The sequence below is a fragment of the Lentzea sp. NPDC042327 genome (genome assembly GCF_040647275.1).
Taxonomy (GTDB): Bacteria; Actinomycetota; Actinomycetes; order Mycobacteriales; family Pseudonocardiaceae; genus Lentzea.
Window position 1 is genome coordinate 18,559 of the sequence record NZ_JBEZBX010000025.1, and the last position, 20,520, is coordinate 39,078.

The 20,520-nt window shown below is 70.7% G+C and carries 16 protein-coding genes; 4 read left to right on the forward strand and 12 right to left on the reverse strand.

Translation table 11 applies throughout. The features are described from left to right. Positions 1–27: 27 nt before the first annotated feature. Entirely contained in the window at positions 28–1,494 is a 1,467-nt protein-coding gene (locus AB0A63_RS37835; RefSeq protein ID WP_360400634.1) for an aromatic amino acid ammonia-lyase, read from the forward strand. Between the two features lie 1,168 nt (positions 1,495–2,662). Here the strand turns inward: AB0A63_RS37835 and AB0A63_RS37840 are convergent. The 3 genes from AB0A63_RS37840 to AB0A63_RS37850 form a co-directional block, all read right to left on the reverse strand. Beyond that, the gene (locus AB0A63_RS37840; protein ID WP_360400637.1) at positions 2,663–2,938 is read right to left on the reverse strand and encodes a GlsB/YeaQ/YmgE family stress response membrane protein; all 276 of its coding nucleotides are present in this window, start codon (positions 2,936–2,938) and stop codon (positions 2,663–2,665) included. A 63-nt stretch (positions 2,939–3,001) separates the two neighbouring features. Further along, positions 3,002–3,484 carry a hypothetical protein gene (locus tag AB0A63_RS37845; protein WP_360400640.1) on the reverse strand — a complete coding sequence of 161 codons (483 nt, stop codon included), beginning with the start codon at positions 3,482–3,484 and terminating at the stop codon, positions 3,002–3,004. Between the two features lie 94 nt (positions 3,485–3,578). Continuing rightward, complete coding sequence (locus AB0A63_RS37850) at positions 3,579–4,619, reverse strand: DUF2786 domain-containing protein (protein ID WP_360400643.1); 1,041 nt, start codon at positions 4,617–4,619, stop codon at positions 3,579–3,581. A 62-nt stretch (positions 4,620–4,681) separates the two neighbouring features. On the opposite strand from AB0A63_RS37850, the gene folP reads away from it, so the two are divergent. Genes folP through AB0A63_RS37865 form a run of 3 tightly spaced genes read left to right on the forward strand, consistent with a single transcriptional unit; the run spans position 4,682 to position 6,792 of the window. After that, positions 4,682–5,518, forward strand: a complete 837-nt coding sequence (gene folP, locus AB0A63_RS37855) for a dihydropteroate synthase (protein WP_360400646.1) — start codon at positions 4,682–4,684, stop codon at positions 5,516–5,518. A 1-nt stretch (position 5,519) separates the two neighbouring features. Continuing rightward, on the forward strand, positions 5,520–6,458 hold the full coding sequence (locus AB0A63_RS37860) for a hypothetical protein (RefSeq protein WP_360400649.1): 939 nt from the start codon (positions 5,520–5,522) through the stop codon (positions 6,456–6,458). A gap of 49 nt (positions 6,459–6,507) precedes the next feature. Beyond that, complete coding sequence (locus AB0A63_RS37865; protein ID WP_360400652.1) at positions 6,508–6,792, forward strand: hypothetical protein; 285 nt, start codon at positions 6,508–6,510, stop codon at positions 6,790–6,792. An 85-nt stretch (positions 6,793–6,877) separates the two neighbouring features. On the opposite strand, the gene AB0A63_RS37870 is transcribed toward AB0A63_RS37865, so the two are convergent. The 9 genes from AB0A63_RS37870 to AB0A63_RS37910 all read right to left on the reverse strand — a co-directional run bounded on the left by AB0A63_RS37870 (position 6,878) and on the right by AB0A63_RS37910 (position 20,498). Further along, entirely contained in the window at positions 6,878–10,747 is a 3,870-nt protein-coding gene (locus AB0A63_RS37870) for a TIGR02680 family protein (RefSeq protein ID WP_360400655.1), read from the reverse strand. Beyond that, entirely contained in the window at positions 10,740–11,894 is a 1,155-nt protein-coding gene (locus AB0A63_RS37875; RefSeq protein WP_360400658.1) for a TIGR02678 family protein, read from the reverse strand. The genes AB0A63_RS37870 and AB0A63_RS37875 overlap by 8 nt, the downstream gene beginning before the upstream one ends. Beyond that, positions 11,891–13,228 (reverse strand): TIGR02677 family protein, encoded by a 1,338-nt coding sequence (locus AB0A63_RS37880; RefSeq protein WP_360400661.1) that lies wholly within the window; start codon positions 13,226–13,228, stop codon positions 11,891–11,893. The genes AB0A63_RS37875 and AB0A63_RS37880 overlap by 4 nt, the downstream gene beginning before the upstream one ends. Before the next feature lie 69 nt (positions 13,229–13,297). Then, the gene (locus AB0A63_RS37885; RefSeq protein WP_360400664.1) at positions 13,298–15,187 is read right to left on the reverse strand and encodes a DUF2075 domain-containing protein; all 1,890 of its coding nucleotides are present in this window, start codon (positions 15,185–15,187) and stop codon (positions 13,298–13,300) included. 95 nt (positions 15,188–15,282) lie between these two features. After that, positions 15,283–16,662: a DNA/RNA helicase domain-containing protein gene (locus AB0A63_RS37890; RefSeq protein ID WP_360400667.1), complete on the reverse strand. Its 1,380-nt coding sequence runs from the start codon at positions 16,660–16,662 to the stop codon at positions 15,283–15,285. Positions 16,663–17,504: 842 nt separating this feature from the next. Next, complete coding sequence (locus tag AB0A63_RS37895; protein WP_360400670.1) at positions 17,505–18,437, reverse strand: DUF6346 domain-containing protein; 933 nt, start codon at positions 18,435–18,437, stop codon at positions 17,505–17,507. Then, positions 18,434–19,753, reverse strand: coding sequence for a PPE domain-containing protein (locus AB0A63_RS37900; RefSeq protein WP_360400673.1), 1,320 nt, complete (start codon positions 19,751–19,753; stop codon positions 18,434–18,436). The genes AB0A63_RS37895 and AB0A63_RS37900 overlap by 4 nt, the downstream gene beginning before the upstream one ends. Then, a complete protein-coding gene (locus AB0A63_RS37905) occupies positions 19,750–20,058 on the reverse strand; it encodes a type VII secretion target (RefSeq protein WP_360400676.1) in 309 nt (102 codons plus the stop codon). Before AB0A63_RS37905 ends, AB0A63_RS37900 begins: the two co-directional genes overlap by 4 nt. Continuing rightward, the gene (locus tag AB0A63_RS37910) at positions 20,055–20,498 is read right to left on the reverse strand and encodes a YbaB/EbfC family nucleoid-associated protein (RefSeq protein ID WP_360400679.1); all 444 of its coding nucleotides are present in this window, start codon (positions 20,496–20,498) and stop codon (positions 20,055–20,057) included. Before AB0A63_RS37910 ends, AB0A63_RS37905 begins: the two co-directional genes overlap by 4 nt. Positions 20,499–20,520: the final 22 nt, after the last annotated feature.

Sequence of the window (20,520 nt, forward strand, 5' to 3'; positions counted from 1 at the left end):
TGAACCCTATGTGTTCACATTGTCGCCATGGTCGATGACACCCCTGTCGTGCTGGACGGTCAGTCCCTCGGCGGCGACGACGTCCTGCGCGTGGCCAGGTACCACACGCCGGTGGTCCTGCACGCCGACGGGCTCGACCGCCTCGAAGCGTCGTGGCGCGCCAGCCAGCGCCTCGTCGTGCGCAGGCAGGTGTACGGCCGCACCACCGGTGTGGGCGCGAACCGCGACCAGCTCGTCACCAACGAAGGCTGGGCCGAGCACGGTCTGCGCCTGCTGCGCAGCCACGCCGGCGGCCTCGGCGGCATGCTGCCGGAGGAACAGGTGCGCGCCATGATGGTCGTGCGCCTGAACCAGCTCCTCGCCGGCGGCGCGGGCGTCCGCCGTGCCGTGGCCGACGCCCTGCTCGCGGCGTTGAACAGCAGCTGCTACCCCGGCGTGCACGAGTACGGCGCGATCGGCACCGGCGACCTCACCGCACTCGCCGAGACCGGCCTCACCCTGATCGGCGAGCGCTACTGGCTCGGGTCCACGCAAACCCCGGACCCGATCGACCTCGACTCCGGCGACGCCCTCGCGTTGATCAGCAGCAACGCCCTGACCATCGGCATGGCGGGCCTCGCCTGGCACGACGCCGCGGAACTGCTCAGGGCCACCCACGTCGTGGCCGCCCTGTCGTTCCTCGCCGTCGACGGCGCCGTCGAGGCCTACGCCGAACGCGTCCACCTCGGCCGCCCGCACCCCGGCCAGGTCGCCGTCGCCGCCGAGATGCGCAGGCTGCTCGCCGAGCCGTCCCGTCCGCCCGCACGCATCCAGGACCCGTTCGGCTACCGCTGCTTCCCGCAGATCCACGGCCCCGCCGTCGACGCCGCCACCGACCTCGGCCGCGTCCTCGACGTCGAGTTCAACGCCGCCGCCGAGAACCCGCTCATCGTCTCCGACCACTTCGGCCCCGAGGACGACGCCGCCTACCACCACGGCGCCTTCCACAGCGCGTACCTCGGCCAGGCCCTCGACCGCCTGCGGTTGGCCCTGCTGCACACCGGTCACCTCTCGACCGCCCGGCTCGCCACCCTCGTCGAGCCGAACTTCACCGGCCTGCACCCGTTCCTGGCCGAAGGCGTGCGCGGCAGCTCGGGCGTGATGATCCTGGAGTACAGCGCCAACTCCGCGCTCGCCGAGGTCCGCACCCTGGCCGAGCCGGCCAGCATCGGCAACGCCGTCGTCTCGCGCGGCCAGGAGGAGAACTCGAGCTTCGCCTTCCAGTCCGCGAGCCAGGCCCTGCGCTCGCTCGGCGCGTTCCGCCTCGTGCTTGCCTGCGAGATCGTCGCCGCCGTGCGCGCCCTGCGGCTGCGCGGCATCGCGCCCGACACCCCGGAGCTGCGCGCGGCCTTCGAGCTCGCCGAGTCGAAGCTCAACCCGGACATGTCCGACCGCCAGCTCAGCCCGGACGTGGAGGTGGCCTCCGGTCTGCTCGCCGAGTTCGCTTCCTGCTGATTCGCACCTTCCTCTCCCCGCGGTTGGGCGGTGGGGTTGCTGTGGGTTGGGGTGGGCGGCCGCTGGGGGTGTCAGTGGTGGATGGGTTGGCCTGTTGCCGGTGATGGGTGGGGTGAGGCGGCCTGTGGCGCGAAGCGGCGCGGGCGCTGTGCCGGCGACGGGAGTCGGCCGGGGTGCAGCGGGCGCGTCGGGGCCCTGAGAGCCGGGGGAGGGAACGGGCTTGGCGGCGGGACCGGTTCTGTGGCGGGTGCGAGCGTTGGTGAGGCTGGGCGAGCCAGCTGGTGGTGTGGTGGGAGGTGCTCCTCTCGTCGCTGGGTGAGGTGGGCCTGGCGTTGAGGTGCGGGCCTGGGGCGGCACGGGACGTGATGCGTGGCCAGGGATGCGGCGGTCGGCGCGGGCGCTGTGGGACACGGGTGTGGGGCGTGGCCGGGTGCGGCGGGCGTGCCGGGACCGCAGGTGCCGGGATGGCGGCGGACGGCGCGGGCGCTTGCGTGGGCAACGCGTGAGGCGTGGCTGGGCAGCGGGCGCGTCGGAGACCGCGGGGTGCCGGGGGATGGCGGTGGTTGACGCGGGCGCTTGCGGAGCAACGCGTGAGGCGTGGTTGAGGTGGGGCGGGCGGCCGGAAACCGCGGAGTGCCGGGTTGGCGGCGGATGGTGCGGGCGCTTGCGTGGCAACGCGTGAGGCGTGGTTGGGAGCCAGCGGGCGCGTCGGAGACCGCGGGGTGCCGGGGTGGCGGTGGTTGACGTGGGCGCTTGCGGAGCACGCGTTGGGCGTGGTCGGGGTGCGGCGGGCGGCCGAGGATGCGCGTGCCGGGGTGGCGGTGGTCGGCGCGGGCGCTTGCGGGGCACGCGGTGCGGGGCGTGGCCGGGGGAAGCGGGCGCGTCGAAGGGCCGGGGAGGTGGGCCGCGGGGGCGGCGGGCGGCGCGCGAGGCGTGCGGGATCAAGGCACGGGGTGTGCGCGGCGGGCGCCGAGGGCGGGGTCAGGTGCGACCGGGGACCGGTGGCGGGCCGAGGTGCCGGCGGGCTGTGCGACGGCGGTTGGCGCGAGGGCGGTCGGCGGTCGGGAGAGGTGCGGTTTGTGGGGAGGTTGTGCGGTGGGCAAGGCCGGGTGGGGCGCTGACGGTCCACCCGGCCGGTGGCGGCGGGAAGCCGGCCACGAGGGGTGGGTCAGTGGACGAGGGGGGACCTCGTGCGGCGGTTGGCGAGGGTGGTGACGCCGGCGCCGGCCAGGCCGACCTGGAGGGCCAGCTCGATCCAGTCGATGCCCGCGGTGTCGGCGACGCCGAGGACGGTGGCCGCCGCGGTGCCCAGCAGAGCCGCCGCGATGCCGACGAGGATCGTCGTGAGCAGCGAGACGTGTTGCCTGCCGGGGACCACCAGGCGGCCGAGGCCGCCGATGAAGGCGCCGATGAGCAGGGCGCTGATCAGGCCGGTGATTTCCACGGTTACCCCCTGAAGACTCTGGTGCGTACTGCTCCAGGGTCCGCCGCCGCGGGGTCCGCCGAATCAGGTCTTCCCCTGAGGCTGCCCTGACATTCCCCCTAGCAGTGCGGCGGCGGTGGAGGAGAGCTCGCGGCCGGGCACGTCCGGGTCGCAGCCCACGCGGGCCAGGCGGGCCCGGATGGCGGTCGAGGAGCGCTGCATCTCCTCGCCCAGTGCGCGGATGAGGACGGTGGCGTCGTCGGTGGACGGGGCGAGCCAGGCTGCGCGGAGGTCGGAGTCGAGGGAGTCGGTCCAGGGCTGGTTGGCGTTCGCATGGCGGGCGGGGCGGCCGCGCAGGCGCGTGTGGGCGCCCAGGACGCGGGAGAGCAGCTTGCCGACGGCTGCCCCGCCCTCGGAGGGCAGCCTGAGGCGGCCGTCGGCCACCACCTCCCCCGAGGGGGCGGACCCCAGCAGGTCCAGGACCACGGACTCGTCCGCGTCCGTCGTGGCGCTCAGCCGGTACAGGACCTCACCGAGCTTCGTCTCGTTCTGGTAGGTGCTTGGCATGGGGTTGACGTTAGGGAGGGGGTCTGACGGTTTTCAGCCCCGGTTGCCCCGGGACGGCCCCGGGAAGGGGGAGTTCACTCGAACGGGTACGGGGTCAGCCCCGTGGCACGGCCTTCCGGCCCGTTCCCAGGTCCGCGGCGTCCGCCGCCGCCCGCCCCGCGCCCCACCCGGCGGCCGACCGCACCGTCACGCGCGAGGTCCGCGTCCGCGTGAACATCTCGTCGAACAACGTGTCCACGGCCTTCCTGCGGTTCGCCAGCACCGGCAGCAGCCGCTCGTCCGGCACCGGCTCGTCGGCGGTGTGCAGCCGCTCCGCGATCCGGGACGCGTAGGCGATCAGGAACGACTTGCGGAACGGCCTCGACCGCGCCTCGCTGCCCTTGGTCTCCTTCCCGCCGGCGGCCACCATCGCGCGCGTTGCCTGCACCAGCAACGACGTGGACAGCAGCTCCACGATCTCCAGGTCCACCTCGTCGCCCACGAGCGCGACGAACCCGAACCCGTCGTAGGCCACCGCACGTGCCCGCGATGCCTCCGCCACCACGTGCACGAGCTGCGACTTCTCCTTGAAGTACGCCTTGTCGAGCCACATCCGCCGCGACGTCGCGAGCTGCGGCAGGTCCGCGTCCAGCACCGCCCGTTCGAGCGCGTGCCGGTTCATCAGGTCCTGCGCCTTGGCCGACAGCGCCTCCGCCTCCTCCGGGAACGACGTCGACTCGGCCTTCGCCAGCAGCCCGCGCACCCGGTTGAGCACCTTCGGGTCCACACCCGCGCGCACGAGATCGCTCAGCGCGTCACCGGGCAGCGGCAGGATCCGCGGCAGGGTCGGCAGCCGGTTCAGGAACGCGAGCAGCTCCGCGGCCGTGCGGGACGCGTAGGACGCCGTCTCGATGTGCCGTGCCGCCCACGCCTCCAGCAGCGGTCCCTCCCACCAGACCGCGGCGCCGATCTCGTCCAGCTGCCGTTGCCAGCGCGGGTGCACCGTGCTCGCGGCATGGGGCGAACAGGACGAAGCGATCACGTCCACCACGAGCGAGGTGGCCGACTCGTCGAGCGAACGCGACACGATCTCGCGAACGTCGTAGGGCAACCATCCCCGCTCCCACAGCGCGTCGACCGCTTTCACCAGTTCCACGCAGGGCAGTATGAGACGTCCGCCATGTGCACAGGCCGGGGCCCGCCTGGTAGACACGGGATGTGATCGAGCTCCAGTTCCGCGGCCGGACCGTCGTCCGCGACCACGCGCTGGTGATGGCGATCATCAACCGCACCCCGGACTCGTTCTACGACAGGGGCGCCACCTACGCCGAGGACGTCGCCATGGAGGCCGTCCACCGCGTGGTCGGCGAGGGCGCGGACATCGTCGACATCGGCGGGGTGAAGGCCGGTCCGGGCGACCTCGTCGACCCCGAAGAAGAAGTGCGCCGCGTCGTGCCGTTCATCGCCCGTGTGCGCGACGCGTACCCGGACCTCATCATCAGCAGCGACACGTGGCGCGCCGACGTCGGCCGGCTGGCCTGCGAGGCCGGTGCGGACCTGCTCAACGACACGTGGGCGGGCGCGGACCCGAGGCTGGCCGAGGTCGCGGCCGAGTACGGCGCCGGGTACGTCTGTTCGCACACCGGGGGCGTGAAGCCGCGGACGCGTCCGCATAGGGTGAGCTACCCGGACCTCGTGGCGGACGTCGTCGCGGAGACGACGGCGCACGCGGAGAAGGTGGTCGCCCTGGGCGTGCCGCGCAAGAGCGTGCTCATCGACCCCACGCACGACTTCGGCAAGAACACCTGGCACAGCCTCGCGCTGGTGCGGCACACGGACGAGCTGGTCGCCACCGGGTGGCCGGTGCTGATGGCGTTGTCCAACAAGGATTTCGTCGGGGAGACCCTCGGCGTTGAACTGCACGAGCGCGTCGAGGGCACCCTCGTCGCGACTGCGATCGCGGCGGTGGCGGGCGCCGCGGTGTTCCGCGCGCACGAAGTGGCGCGCACCAGACGAGTACTCGAGGCCGTCGCCCGGCTGCAGCAGGAGGTATGAGGTGGACGACGTCTTCGCCCGGTTCTCGGACGACCGGTGGGACGACTTCCTCGACGAGCTCGACAAGATCCGCGTCACGGCGGTGGACCCCGCGGAACGGCAGCAGGTCAAGGCCACCGCGCGCCGTGACGCACGGGAGGCGGCCGGTCAGCCGTTGCTCGTGCGGATGGCCATCGCGGACCACTACCTGAACCTGCTCGCCGTCGGCGTGTGGGCGGGCGACGAGAGCTGGCGCGCGGAGCTGCGTGACCTGGTCGTTTCTCTCGTGCCCGAGGACGACGAGACGCGCGACGACGGCCTGTTGAGCTCCGTCATCGCCGTGGTGCTCGCACAGCTGCTGCAGGACGCCCGTCTGCGCGGTGGTTCCGAGGCGGACGTCATCGCGCGCACGGCGTGGGAGAAGGCGCAGGAGTGGGCCGCCTACGCGGAGGACCGCCACGTCGAACGGCTGCTGCACCACTCGACGGAGGCCGGCGCACGCGTCGTGACCGCCACCGAGGTGCAGGAGGTCGTGGAACTGGCCACGGCCGCCGCCGACGACCAGCACGCGGAGACCATCGCGGCGCTGGAGGCCGAAGGGCTGTCCGCGGAGCTGATGAACGGCGTCTGGGTCGTGGACGGCGACTTCCGCAACCCGGTCCGCGCCGCCGCCCGCGCCATCACCCTCACGGGCTACGGGTGCGTGCTCGCGCGGAACATCCGCCAGTCGGCCGTGATGCTGTGGCACGAGAACACGCTCGCCATGGCGGACTCCAAGGTCCCGCGCTGGCGGGTCTACCCGATCCTCGCGCCGGTCACCCCGCAGTCGAAGTTCTCCGGCGGCGAGGGCCTGCCCTTCACCCGCGACACCCACCCGCTGGCACCCGCTCCAGAAGTCGTGCGCCGGTTGGCCGACGCCGTTGGTGTCAACCTGTCCCATCTGCTGGCTGCATTGCGGTGAAAGGGTGATCTTTGGCTTTCCGCAACCTTCAGTGGTTAATCTTGGTGCCATGCCCAGATTTGCCGAGTTCGATGTGGAAGGCCTGCGGAAATCCAGCGCCGTCGCGGACTTTCCCTGGTCAGAGACGTGGGTCACGCTGATCCGCGTCGACGCCAAGGGAGTTGTCCGGCAAGCCAGCTCGTTGTCGGAGAAAGTTTCTCTGCTGACCGTTGCGTCGGACAAGGACCTCGTCATCGCCTCCTGTCCGGAGATTTACGCGGTCGACGACCTGTCGGCCGCCCGAGCAGCCGTCAGGGCTTCGGTCGCACGCGAGATGTCGCCAAGCCTCGGATGAAGCACCACCCGCCACTCGGGCTCAGCGGCGAGCACGAGTTCCGGGAACCGCCGCAACACCACCTGGAAGCGCTCTCACCCCCAGGTCACGACTCGTCCGGTTGCAGGCTGTGGCCGTCCCACGTGAACCGCACCGTCGTCACCGCGTCGTCGCCGTCGGTGCCCGTGGTCAGCTGGTGGATCGCGATGCCGCTGAGCTCCTGGTAGTCGCACCACTCGTGGTCCGAGGTGAGGACCAGGTCGAGGTCGAACGCGACGAGCAGCTCCAGGAGTTGGCCCCGGTTCGTGGCGTCGACGCCGACGAAGACCTCGTCGAGCAGGATCAGGCGAGGTGCGGTCGGGGTGGCCTGGTAGTGGGCGGCAGCCGCGGCGAACAGCGGGAGGTGCAGGACGATGGCCTTCTCGCCGCCGGACAGGGCGCCGTGGACGCGTTTGGTGACGGGGATCCAGCCGTCGCCGCGGTCGACCTTCACCACGAACTGGTGCCAGGTCGTGTAGTCGAGGACCTGGGCGAGCTGTTGTTCCCAGCCTGTCGCGGTGCCGTGGGCGCGTGCCTCTTCTACGCGCTCGCGGAAGAACTGGTGCAGGGTCGCGCGTTCGTCGTCCCTGAGGCCGGAGGGGTCGCGGAGCAGGAGGTCGCGGGCCTCGTAGGTGCCGAGGGGGAGTTGCGGGTCCACCTGCCAAACGAGCTGCACGCGGATGTTCGACGCGGTCTGCACGCGCTCCAGGCGCTGGTTCATCGTGTCGACGAGGTCGATGGTGGAGCTGATGCGCTGGGCGAGGTGACGGCGGGTGTCGCCGGTGAGGAGCTGGTCGAAGAGGGCGTGCTCGCTGTCGGCGATGTGCGCGAGCATGCGGTCGCGGTCGGAGCGCAGGGTGGCCAGCAGGCCGGAGGCGCCGGTGCTCACGCCGTTCACGGTGGCGGTGAGCAGGGTGACGTCGTCGTCGGGTTCGAGGGAGAGGTCGACGCGGCCGGCGAGCTGGTGGCGTGCGTCGTGCACGGTGTTGTTGAGCTGGGCCTCGGCGTCGCGGATCAGGCGTTGTTCGAACGGGACGTCCGCCAGCTCCTCGACGAGCCCCGCGGCGTCCGATGTGGACACGAGGGCGTCGGCGGGCAGCCGGCTGCCGATCAGGTGGCCGAACCGGGTCCTCGCGGCGTCACGGGCCGTGGTGGCCTCGAAGGCGCGGGCGGTGTCGGCCTTGCGGCGTTCCTCCCACGTGCCGAGGACGCGCGCGAGCGAGGTCTGCTTGTGCCGCAACGCCTCCTGCGAGTCGAGCAGTGAACGGGCCTGCGCGCGCAACGTGACGAGCTGCTGGTCCAGCTCCTGGTACTCGGCGCCGGAGGAGCGTTCGACGGTCTCCAGGACGATCGCGAGCCCCTCGGCCTCCTGCTGCTGCGTCGCGGCGGAGTCGGAGGCCTCCTCCGCGAGCTCGGCGCTGGTGGCCGCGCGGGCCACGGCGTCGGCGGCCAGTGCTTCGGCGGCGGCCGCGTCGAGGCGGTCGTCCAGCCAGCGCTGGCCCGTGGTGCGGAACGTCGCGACCGCGGCCAGGACCGCGTCGAGCCCCTGCTCGGTCGTGGGCAGGTCGGTCGCCAGCGCGGTCACGGCGCGCAGGGCCTCGGTGACGGCGAGGTCGGCCTCCGCGCACCGGGTGGTCGCGGCGGCGACGGCGTCTTTCCGCGCGGCACAACGGAGCTGGGCGCGCGTGCGCTGCTCCTCGGCGAGCTCCAGGGGGTCGTGGCTGGGCTGGCGGGCGATCTCACCGGCCAGGGTCGCGCGGCGCACGGACAGCAGCGACAGGGCCGCGTCGAGGCCGGAGAGGTCGGTGGCGAGCTCCTCGATCGACGCGGTGAGCTCGGCGATGCGCCGGGAACGGCCCCGCTCCCGTGCCGAGGTACCGATGTAGGTGGGCTCCGGCTTGGTCCAGCGACCGTGGGCCGCCGCGAGCCGCCACGAACCGTCGGCGCCGATCGCCGCCGTGTGACCGGTCGCGGTCTCACCGAACGCGATGCCTTCGAGCAGCTGCCGGGCGCGGTTGTCCTCGCTGGTCAGCACGTCGAGCAGAGTGCGGCCGGGTGCGGGCGCGGCCAGCAGGGGCTCGGCGAAGCGGTCCTCGTCGCTCAGGCCGTACGAGTTGACCGGCGTGAGCCACGCGTCGAGCAGGCCGGACGCCTCCAGTGCCGCCTCGACGGACCCGCGCACCGGGGTGGGCACGTCCGGGTGGAACTCGACGAGACGCCACAGCGGGGTGCCCGCGGCCGTCATCCGGTGGTCGAGGTCGCGGGTGTAAGGCGCCGGAGGTGGCACGTCGACCTGGTTGGCCAGCTTCTCGCGGATGGCGTTGTACTGCGAGAGCTGCCGGTTCAGCGCGTTGCGGCTCTCGTGCAACGTCGCCTCGGCGCGTGCGAACTCCTCACGGGCCAGCGCGGCGGCCTCCACGACGGCGGAGGGCACGATCTCGGTGGGGTCGGCCAGCGTCAGCTCGGAGCAGCCGCGGGCCCACGTCGCGAACTCCTCCGCGAAGCGCGCAAACGCTTGCTCGTGCGCTTTCTGCCCCTGGACCTCCGCCTGCTCGGCCTGCGCCAGCTCGTCGCGGGTCTCCTCCAGCCGCTGCTGCGCCGCCTTCTGCACGTGCAGGGCCACCTCGTGCGCGAGGAGCACCCGCCGCACGTCGGCGACCTGCGCGGTCCTGGCGTCGACGGCCGCGTCGAGCAGCTGGCGTTGCACTCGCACGTCGGTGCCGCGGTCGAGCTCGCCGAACACCGACGGCATGCCCGCGCGTTCGGCGGCGTGCTCGGCCTCGGTGGCGGACTTGCGCAGGTGCTCGGCCCGGTCAGCGGCCGTGGACCTGGCCGCGGCCGCCCGGTCGGCGTCCTCGGCGGCACGGGCGCGCAGCTTCTCGGCGTGCGCGGCGGCAGCGGCGGCCCACGCGCTCGCGGTGTCGAGCTGGCGGCGCAGCCGGTCGACCTGCTTGCCCTTCCGGTAGGCGGGCAGCTCGGTGATGCCGGTGATCTCAGCCTCGACCCCGCTCGCCTCCGCGATCAGGGCGGTGAGCTGCTCCGCGTTCTGCTCCACGTAGGAGACCTGCTGGTGGTAGCGCTGCTCGCTCTCCTCGGCGGCACGGGTGCGTTCGGCCAGCTCCGCCTCGGCGGACGTCAGCGCCGTGGCCGCCGCACGCAGCACGCGCTGGGCATAGGTGCGTTGACGTGCGGCGAGCACGTCGGCCGTGGCGATCTCCTCGTTGAGCCGCCGCAGCTCCTCGCGTTGCCCGTCGAGCAGCTCGAAGCCCTCGGCGATCTCCCCGAGCTCAGTGGTGTCCAGCGGCGGAAGTGCCCTGGACAGCAACGTCGACAGCACGCTCGGGTCGAGCCGCTCGGACAGCTTCGGCGTGCGCAGCTGCAGCAGGGCCGTGATCAACGAGTCGTAGCGCTGCTCGCTCACGCCGGGGAACAACGTCGTGCGGACCGTGTCGCGGTACTCGGCCGGAGACGGGTGCACGGCGCCGTGCTCACCGATCGCGGTCGCGAGGTCGGAGCTGGTCAGCGGCCGTCCGGCCTCGTTGACCAGCGCCAGGTCGCCGACGCGCTGGTCGGTGGTGAAGTAGTGCGTGGTGACGTTGTTGGTGTTCGTGGTCGCCTGCAATCGCGCGCCACAGGTGAACCAGCGCTCGCCCTGCTGGAACTCCAGCCACACATAGCCCACGCGGGTGCTGCCGTGCACACCCTCGCCCATGAGGTTCCAGTGCATGGTGCGGTCCGCGCTGCCGAACGTCGACAGGCGGTGCGGGCGCAGGTTCGCGTCGAACAGGTACGGCAGCAGCAGTTCGAGCGCCTTCGACTTGCCGGTGCCGTTCGGGCCCCTGAGCAGCAGCCGGCCCTCGTGGAAGGTGAAGATCTCGTCGTAGTAGCGCCAGACGTTGATGATGCCGGCGCGGCTGGGTTGCCACCGGTCAGTCATGCAGCTCCTCGACCGCGTACCTGGCTGCCGCGGGCAGCCTGCTCACGTTGCCGTCCTCGACGCGGGCCAGCCCGAACGCCCGCAGCAGCGCGAGCCCGTCCTGCGCGAGCCGGGCGGCGCCGCCGTCCGAACGGTAGGCCTTGGCCCAGTTGGGGAACCGGGTCAGCAGCTCGTCGGTCTCCGCGACCAGGTCGTCCTCGGTCGCGTCGCCCCGCGCGAGCCGGTCGAGCAGGACCAGCGCGGCGACCTTGGCGTGGTCGTCGTCATCGGGGAACCGCGTGTCCGTCGCGATCGCGTCGGCGTCGACGACCAGGAAGCCCTCCGCGCGCTCCTCCAGCGTGCACCCGGCGATGCCGACCGCGGTGTGCACGAGCTTGCGCCCGCTCGGCGAGGCCAGGAACGCACGCTGGTCCTCGGTGAGCTCGTCGCGGTACACGACCGGATCGTCGACCAGCCGCCGCAGCACCGAGTGCCGGGTCCAGGTCGTGCGCTGGACCGCCGAGCTGTCCTCGTGGCGGTTCTCCCGGGTCAGGCCCTCAATGCTATCCACTGTGGACGGTGCGACGGGCGCGGCGAGCAGCCGGGTGACGAGCGCGGCGTCCACCCGGTACAGCACCTTCGCGCCGGGCTGGTCGAGGAAGCTCTCCGCCTTGCCGTCGACCGGCCGTGCGGCACCGTGCTGTTCGAGGAACAGCAGCACGTCCACGAACGCCGACCGCTCGTCCCGGCGGGACGGGTCGAACACCGGCAACCCCTCCAGCGCGGTCGTCTGCCGCACGCGGTCGGCGAGCAGGCCGATCGTCGTCGCCGGACCGGCCAGCAACTCCGCGCACACCACGCACAGCAGCGTGTAGCGGCGGCGGTCGAACGGCGCCCGTCCCGACCGCGCACGCCGCGCCGGCCGGGTCGGGTCGGGCCGCTGCGTGGTCTTGGTCAGCCGGGCGTACCCGGCGCGCGGCTCGACGTGCAGCCGCCAGCCGCAGTAGTAGTCGAACCACTTCGTGATCGGCTCCCGGCGGTGGCGCACCAGGTCGAACCCGTCCGGTTCGAGCGCGGCGGTCAGCAACGGGCTCGCGAGCAGCATCCTGATGCCACGCGCCACCTCCTCGCTCTCCAACCGCGCGAGCTGGTTCCCGGTCCGGCTCATCGGCGCTGCACTTCGATCACGTAGTCCGGGCCGCTCAACGTACCCCTCTGCGTGGTGATCTTCGCCCACCCGCGGGCGTTGCGCAGCCTGATGTGCACCCGGCCGTCACTGGTGGAGGCCGCGCGGGTGCCCGTGCTGTCCGGCATCGCCCCGAGCGCCCTGCCGACGAGGTCGAGCAGCCGGTCGAACGTGTCGTGGTCGAGCTCCTGCAGGCTGGAGATCCGGATCGGGCCGTCGGTCTGCAGCTGCTGCCAGGCGAGCTCCAGCTGCTGCCGCTCCCGCTGCGCCTGCTCCTTGCGCGCCCGGCGGATCTGCTCGACGTCGCGGACCTTGCCGGTCGCGCCGATGTGCTCCTGCCTGCCGGACTTGCGCAGCTGCGGCGACACCGGCACCGCGGGCGTGTTGTGCCACGGCTCCGCGCTCGGGATCAGCTCGCCGTCCGCGTGCTGCAGGTGCGCGTGCCTGGCCGGCCACAACCCGAACGCCGCGTTGAACAGCGCGTGCGCCTCGTCGTCGTCGCTCGTGCGCGCGAACCAGCTCGCGAGCGCCCGGAAGTCGGCGGCGGTGTTGGTGGGTTTGCGGCGCTGCTCGCCGATCCGGTCGAGCTTGCCGAGGAAGTCGACGATGGCGGCGCGGACGACGTCCTCGAGCCGGTCGAGCCGCCGCGACCAGGCGGTGAGCTCCTCGACGCGTTCGTGCAGGTCATCACGGGTGAGCCCGGCGAGCGCGCGGCGGATGCGGTCCTTGCGCGCGTCCAGGTCCTCGACGAACCCCTGCAGGTGGCCGACGGTGTCGGCGGTGGGCACGTGCTCCCCGCGCTGCAGCTCGCCGACGAAGAGCACGATGTCCGTGCGGAACGCGTCCAGGTGCGCTTCGAGCTCCCGGAGCGTCGCCTTCGTGCGCGTCTCGGCGGCGGCCAGCGCTTCGAGGCGGTCGGCGATGGCGTCGAGGTGGGTGGCGTCGAGCGCGCCACGGCTCGTGATCGTCCTCAGCGCTTCCCTGGTGGCGGCGACGGCGGCCTCGCCGTGGCGGGTCAGGACGTGGACGACGTTGTGGCGCTCGTACTCGGCCGCGGTCGTGAAGTGCGCGGCGTGCCGCTGGACCGTCTCCGTGAGCCCCCACCGCCCGAGGTTCCCGAGAGCGGTCTTCAGCTCCTCGTCGCCGACCGGGCGGTGCGTCCTGCGCAGCTCCTCGTGGAGGTCGTCGGTGGTGAGAGCGGTCTCAAGGCGCTCGGCCGCCTCGCCGAACACGTGGAGGACCGCGGTGTGCAGCTCCGCGTTCGGCGCCGTGGTGAAGCGGAACAGGTCCGCGGGCACCGTCGGAAACGTCGTCACCTGCACCACCGTAGCGGGTGCGCCTACTTCTTCCGGGTGACATCGTGGGCTGTCAGGCGATAGTTCGCGTCACTGCGCCATCGACCGCAGGTGGTCCTGGGTCTCCTCGTCCTCGGAATAGACGCAGACACCGCGCATGCCCCTGGTGAGCAGCACTTTGTAGGTGTTGCGGACCAGCCGGGCGAACTGGAGATCGTCAGCCTTCTTCACCGCGGGGTCGTGCGAGTGCTCGCGCCGCGCCTCCCAGTGGTCGTTCCGCCAGACGAAGTCCTTCCCGAAGATCACGCCCGCCCAGTCGTACTCGAACCCCTGGGCGGTGTAGATGCAGCCGACCTGCCCGAACCCGCGTTCGTCGCTGGCCCAGAAGTGCGACGCCGGTACGTCAGGAACGCGCTGTTCGGGTTTGGCGTTCCACGGCCGGTGCCATTCGCCGATCCGTACGTCCGGCACCAGCACCTTCACCCCGTTCTCCACCACGGGGTCGCTCCACCTCCAGCAGTACCCGGCCGCGATGCGCGCGGTTCCACCGGCCTCGGCCTGCCGGGCGAGCAGCCACGACTCCATTTCGCGCGGCGACTCGGCGCTGCGGACCACGAACTCGTCATCGGTGCGCGTCACCAGCTCCGACCACTGCGCAGCCTTGCCCGTGACGCCGAGCAGCCTGGCGACCCACGCGTCGAAGAACTCCGATCCGCCGCAACGGAACTGTCCGCCGAGGGTTACCACCTGCACGTCACACCCCGCCGCCTCGGCCGCGGCCTCGACCTCCACCCTGGACCCCATCTCGCCGGGCCGCACCGTTTGGTTCTCATCGAGCAGGAACACCGGCACCCTGGCGGCGTCGATCAGCTCCTCGATCTGCCTGCGCGCCTTCACCCGGACCTCTCGCTTCGTGTAGCGGTTGAGGCTGGTCTCGCGGATGCGGTGGGCCTCGTCGCAGATGAGGACGTCCAGGTCGAGCGGATCGGCGTCGATGAAGTTGTTGAAGTACTTGAACATCGCCTGCACCCGCCGGTTGCGGCTGCCGGCGTGCTTGCGCATCGTGCTGGTGAACGACGAGGAACCCGTCGCGTGCAGCACCTCCCGGCCCTGCCGCGCGAGCTCGCCGAGCAGGCTCAGCGCGATGACGCTCTTGCCGGAGCCGGGGCCACCCAGCACGATCACCACGGTCTGCTTGCGCGATGCACGTGCCCTCTCCACCGCCCTGCGGACCAGGCTGTACGCGACCTGCTGCTCGTCCAGCAACACGAACTGCTCGCGTTCCTGGATCTCTTTTGCCGCAACGGTGAGCAGTGGCTTCGAGGGTGCGTGCCGCATCGCGAGGAACTCGTCGGCGGCCTCACGAGCACCGTCGCGCGTCGCGGCGTCGGTGTCGAGCAACGTGCGGAGCCGGTTGACCAGCTCGTTCTTGTTGTCGAGCGTGTAGAGCTCACCGAACTCGTCGACCTCGTAGCGCGTGATGTTCCAAACGCCGGCTTTCCGGGCGTTGTGCAGGTAGGCCACTCCGTGCACCGAGTCCGGTTGGTCGGCGAGGGCGGGCGTCGAGTCCACCAGGTACTCGCGGTACCGCCGGACCTGTTCGAGCGGGTGCAGGACGGGCTGGGCGTAGAACTCGACCTTGACCAGGTCGTCGCCGTACGGCTCCGCCTTCGACCACTGCTTCAGCTCGACGAGCACGTACGAAGGCCTGCCGTGCCGAGGGTTCCGGCCGCAGAGCACCACGTCCACCCGCTTCGGACTGTGCGGCAGCTTGTGCTCCAGCAGCACCTCGACGTGGCCGAGACCCGCGTCGACGAGGTCGTGGAGGAAGGCGGGCAGGCTGTTCTGCCAGGACCGCACCTCGCCGGCGCTCACACCGGCCTCGAACTGGATCCGGGCTTGGTCTTCCAGCAGCTTGTGCAGTCGGTCTGCCAGCGCGTCTTCGAGCAGCGACTGGGCGCTCCTGCGGACGAGAGCCACTCTTCGTTCCCCCACCTGGGCATGCGTGATCCACACGCGGGTGGAGGCAGCTACGGGGTCCGGTGCCTGGCGGGCCGCGACCCGAGGTTAGCTGATCAGCTCCTCGGCTGACCGACCATCGCCCGAAGGTGGTCTTGGGTCACCGGGTCGACGGAGAACATGGTGACGCCGCGCATGCCCCTGGTCAGCAGCACGCGATAGGCGTTGCGCACCAACTCGGGAAACAACCCCGGATCCTTCTTCGCCTTCTGGTCGAAGGACCTGTGTCGTTGTGCGACCCACCGGTCGCCGCGCCAGACGAGGTCGGGACCGAAGATCACCCCGGCCCAGTCGTACTCGAACCCCTGAGCGGTGTAGACGCAGCCGACCTGCTGCCGTGATCCCTCCTCCGTGGCCCAGTAGGTGTGGTCGGGCCCATCCTCCTGGGGCTCGCGGAAGTTCCACCACCGCCGCCAGTCCCCGATCTGGATGTCGGGTTCTTCCGCACGGCGATCGAACGGCCAGTCCCAGCAGAAGCCCGCGGTCATGCGTGCCCGTTGGCGGTCCTTCTTGCGCTCGCGGAGCCAGTTCTCCATGTCGCGTGGGCTGTCACCGACGTGGACCTCGAATCGATCATCGGAGGCGAGGTCTGACCAGGCGACGGGTGGCTCGTCGACGATCCCGAGCAGGCAGTCGACCCACCGGTCGAACGCGGCACTGCCGCCGCACCGGAACTGCCCACGCAGGTTGATCTCTTCGACCTCACAGCCGAGCTCGTGGGCGACTCTCGTGATCTCGGCTACGGATCCGACCTCGTCGGCCCGCACCCGCTGGTTCTCGTCGAGCAGGAAGACGGGCACGCGCGCCGCCGTGATCAGTTCCTTGATCTGGGGTTCCGCGTTCTCGTCGCTCCTCCTGGATCCCGGTGGAGTGCTCGAGCGGCGCAGCCGCTGTGCTTCGTCGCTGACGATGATGTCGACGCCGTGATTGCGATTCTCGCGGAAGTTGTTGTTGTACTTGAAGAGGTGCCAGACTCCCGTGCGGCGCTCCGGGTCGAGGTTGCGTCGCAAGGTCTCGGTGAACGACCTGGAGCCCGTCGCGTGATACCCGCGCATGTCGAGTTCCTCGAGGCTGCCCAGCAGGCTCAAGGCGATCGCACTCTTGCCGGAGCCGGGTCCTCCCACGACGACCACGACTTTCTTGCGGACTCCCTCGTTCGCCGTGGTCAGCGCATCCCGCACCAGCTGGTAGGCGGCCATCTGCTGATCCACCAGCGGCAGCAGCTCACGCCGGTGGATTGCGTCCTTGGCGATCTCGACGAACTGCGCGGAAGGCCGCGCCGGGTACTTCAGGAACCGCTCCGCGGCGATGACGTTCTCCTCATGACCGCGCTGTCGGTCGAGCAGCAGGGCCAGATCCCGCAGCAACTCGGACCGGTCGTCTTTCGTGTACATCCGACCCCAGCGATCGGGGGTGTACTGCTGCAGCGGTCCCACGTCTCGCCGACTCGCGTTGTGCAGGTAGGCGAGTCCGCTGACGAGCTCCTTCTCCTCCGCCACCAGCTGGATCGAATGGCAGACGTAGCGGCAGTAGTCCCGCACCTGGTCCGCTGGGTGCAACCTGAGCTCATCATTCTTGTGCTGCCGGACGAGAACGCCCTCGACCGAGTGCACGTGGCTCCACTGCTTCAGCTCGACGAAGACGTAAGAGGGACGACCTGTGCCCGGGTTGACGCCGCACACGATGGCATCGACCCGCAGTGACGAACGCGGCAGCGAGTGTTCCAGCAGCACGTGGCTGTTGCTCAGTCCTGCCTCGGCCAACGCTTCCAACAGCGCCTTGAGGCTGTGCTGCCACGACCGGTACTCGCCCGCGCTGAACGACCTGAAGTAGGTCGCGGAGTAAGCCTTGCCCAGGCGTGAGTGCAGCTTGTCCTGCCGCGACTCCTGCAACAGATCCGCAGCTTTGCCCCATACCAGTGGCACCAGTTCCCCCGCTATTGCTCAACGTGACCGCAGTCACCCGATCAGGTTATACCCAAACGAGTGATGGAGGGAAAGCGGTGAGGTAGCAACCAGTGACAGACAGGTGGTGGTTCTGGGGAAGCCGGCTAGGTGACGCGCGGCGATGTTGATCGAATGCGCACAGTTGCACACCGACGTCGACCGCGCACTTGCTGGAACGCCTCGCGGATCTTGATGGTGCAGCACGCCTCGTGTCCGCGCCGATCCGCTTTGTCGAGGCAGATCGTCAACCGCGACAAAGTACGTGGCTTGGATGTCTTACGCGTATACCCGCATTTCTGTGCCGTAGGCCGCTTCGTCGTTGATTCTCCTGATCACGACAGGAACTTTTGGTTCAGCGCGTCGCGTTCGGGGGCGGTGTTCTCCAGGCGCCGGGCCATCTGGAGGTTGGTCAGCGGCTTGGCGACCACCGTGCCGACGAGGAGCAGGAGCACCGTGAATGCCTTGGCGAACCGGTTCTCGTAGGGCTGGTCGACGGCTTCCCAGGCGCCGTCCACCAGCGTCACCGGCTTTTGCTCACCGCGGTCACCGGGAGTGAACCAGGTGATCGACTCCGTGGTCCTGGCACCGGTCTTCGAGGTGACGTCGACGGTGCAGCGCCGAACCGCGCCGAGGTAGCGCCAGTCGCGGCCGCAGGACTGGACGACGCCGGTGCCGTCGGTGGGAAGGGCGACGATGCCGTTGTCGTCGATGTGCGAGGCGACGAAGACGCCGTGCACGAAGAACGCGCCGTAGAGCCCCAGCGCGCCGATAGCGAGGTTCTTCGGCCATTGCGCGCGGAGGCGGCGGGCTTCAGCGAGACGTGCCTCGCGGGTCTTCGGCCAGCCGAGGCGGTCACGTGGCCACAGCACGACGAGGCCGGCGATGCCGAGGGCGATGAAGGCCAGCGTGCCGACGAGGTTCCACGGCATCGGGGCGAACTCGGCCCGTGCGGTGGTGAAGGTCGGTGGCGACTTCTTCGAGGTGAACTTCTCCATCGCGACCTCGGTGCCGATGTCCGCCGGGGTCAGCAGGGACGAGTCGCTGGTGAAGCGGTACTGCGCGCCGTCCGCGTCGGTCACGGTCGCCGAGCAGCTCCAGCGGGTGCCGAGCAGGAACCAGTTGCGGGAGCACTGGATGTCGTCCGCTGTTGCGACCGCTTTGCCCTCGTCGCTCGCGTCAGCCCAGTAGCTGCCGAGGAACGCCGCGCCGTAAAGGCAGAAGACGAGCCACGCGAGGGCGAAGCTGCGTTTGCGGTACTTCGTCACCTGCGGTCCTTCTCATCCCACTTCTGCTTGTCGTCGGCGACGAACATGTTGTTGTGCTCCTTCATGCCTTCCTTGGTGGGAGCGATCAGGTCGCCCCAGTTCGGCATGAGGTGGCTGATGTCGCGGCTCGAAACGGCGCGGACCCAGTTCTGGCCGTCGAGCAGGCCCTTGCTGAGCGGTGCGTCGATGCGGTCACCCGCGTTCTGCACCGCTGTCCGCGGGTCGGGCAAGTCGTCACGGCGTGTGCTCAGGGGTGGCTGGTTCATGCGCTCGTAGTAGTCCTTGATCGCCTGCTTGCGGCTGGGACCGTTCTCCTTCACGCGGGCTGCCCAGTCGTCGACCTTCTGGCTGGTGCGCTGCGCCCAGTCGTCCACCCTGGTCATGGCGTTGTCGGCGGACTCGCGAATCCGGGTGCCGGCGTCGGTCAGGTTGTCGCCGAGCTCGTCGAGGCCGTCGGCGCGGGAGGTCCGCGTCGCGGCGTCGTGCGCGAGTTCCCCGGCGCGTTGGTTGCCAAAGGGCGAGTTCGGCATCGACTTGCCGAGGGCGGCCAGCTCGTCGGCCTTCTTGCGCATGACGTCGCCGGCGGCCTTGGCGAGTCCGCCAAGCTTGTCGAGCGCCTTGAACAGCTTCGTCAGGAACTTCATGATCTTGGTGCCGATGGAGATCGCCTTCGTCACCGCGCGGGTGATGAAGGCGGCGACCGAGGCGCCCGCGGTGGGAACGGCTGCCGCGGCGGCGGGAATGCCCCAGGCCAGGAGGGTGCCGGCGAGCTCGGCGATCAGGTCGCGGACCAGGGTCCTCGTCGCGGCCACGCAGACGCCCGCGACCTTGATCTTGTTCGCCACCGCCGCTGCCGCTTCGGACGTCTGGTGGAGGCTGCCGATGAGCACGGAGCAGCGCATCCGGTAGGTGTCCGCGGCGGGACCGGTCCAGCCACCGAGGGAGGAGAGCTGGGTCTGGTACCCGTCCCTCTCCTCGCCGAGGCGCTTGGCGATGTTCTCCCAGGTGGTCGCGGCGGCCTCGATGGCGGGTGGGTCACCTGCCAGCTTGTCGAACGGCTCGCGGACGAAGTCGACGTTCTCGATGATCCAGCCGACGACCGACGCGGCCAGGGTGCCCAGCGGGTCGGCCATCAGGCCGGCCACGTCCATCACGGCCGCGGCGGCGTCGATGCCGAGTGCCGTCGGGTCCAGGCCCTTCCCCTCCTGGAACGGCAGGACGACGTCGCGCGCCACGTCCTCGAGGGAGTCGAACGGGCCTGCCCCGGTGAGCCCCTTCGTGTCGTCCTGGACCTTCGCGATCAGCGGTTCGCTCACTGGTGCAGCCCTTCCAACGAGCCTGCGTTGCCGGTGTCGGTGTTCTGGTAGAGCTCCGCGGTCTTGCCGAGCTGGTCGCCGGTCGCCTCCACGACGGCGGGCAGCAGGCCGACCAGCTGCTTCGCCTTGTCCAGCTCGTCGTTGAAGATGAACGCGTAGGCCTGGCAGAGCTCGCCCATCACGTTCGGGCCGAGACTGGTCTGGGAGGCCGTCACGACCTCCTGCAGCGACGGCGCGACGGCGTTGACCAACTGTTTGCCGTGCGCGGCGATCGCATCGGACCGGGCGGCGAATCCTCCGGTCATCGCAGCACCGAGTTCCCGCCGAAGTCGTCGTCGTCGCCCTGCGGCGGGGCAGGGCGGCCGGGTGGTTCGGAGACGGTGCCCGCCGGGTCGATCACGGCGATGCCCCGGTCGATCTGTTCGCGCAGGAAGGCCATGCCCTCGCCGTCGCCGAGGACGGGCTGGAGGGTGGTCTCGATCTTGCGGGCGGCTTCGACCTGGGCGCGGCGGATGGTGTCCATGATGGTGCGGGCCAGGGTGGTGTGGCCGAGGTCGTCGGCGCGCGGGGTGAGGTGCAGGGACTCGATGCGGCCGCCGGAGCCGACGGTGACGGCGACCGAGCCGTCGGGGCTGTGGGCTTCGGTGCGGGAGTCGCGGAACGCGGTCTGGATCGCGGTGGCCTGTTCCTGGGCCTGGGCGAGGCGCTGTTCGAAGGACGCGAGGTACTCGTACGGGTCGGTCACGGTTCGGATGTTCTCATTCCTC

Bases quoted from the DNA above. Each gene is read 5' to 3' on its own strand.
- AB0A63_RS37905 (WP_360400676.1), bottom strand. From the start codon at position 20,058: ATGACCGGAGGATTCGCCGCCCGGTCCGATGCGATCGCCGCGCACGGC.
- AB0A63_RS37870 (WP_360400655.1), bottom strand. From the start codon at position 10,747: ATGACTGACCGGTGGCAACCCAGCCGCGCCGGCATCATCAACGTCTGG.
- AB0A63_RS37845 (WP_360400640.1), bottom strand. From the start codon at position 3,484: ATGCCAAGCACCTACCAGAACGAGACGAAGCTCGGTGAGGTCCTGTAC.
- AB0A63_RS37875 (WP_360400658.1), bottom strand. From the start codon at position 11,894: ATGAGCCGGACCGGGAACCAGCTCGCGCGGTTGGAGAGCGAGGAGGTG.
- AB0A63_RS37835 (WP_360400634.1), top strand. From the start codon at position 28: ATGGTCGATGACACCCCTGTCGTGCTGGACGGTCAGTCCCTCGGCGGC.
- AB0A63_RS37865 (WP_360400652.1), top strand. From the start codon at position 6,508: ATGCCCAGATTTGCCGAGTTCGATGTGGAAGGCCTGCGGAAATCCAGC.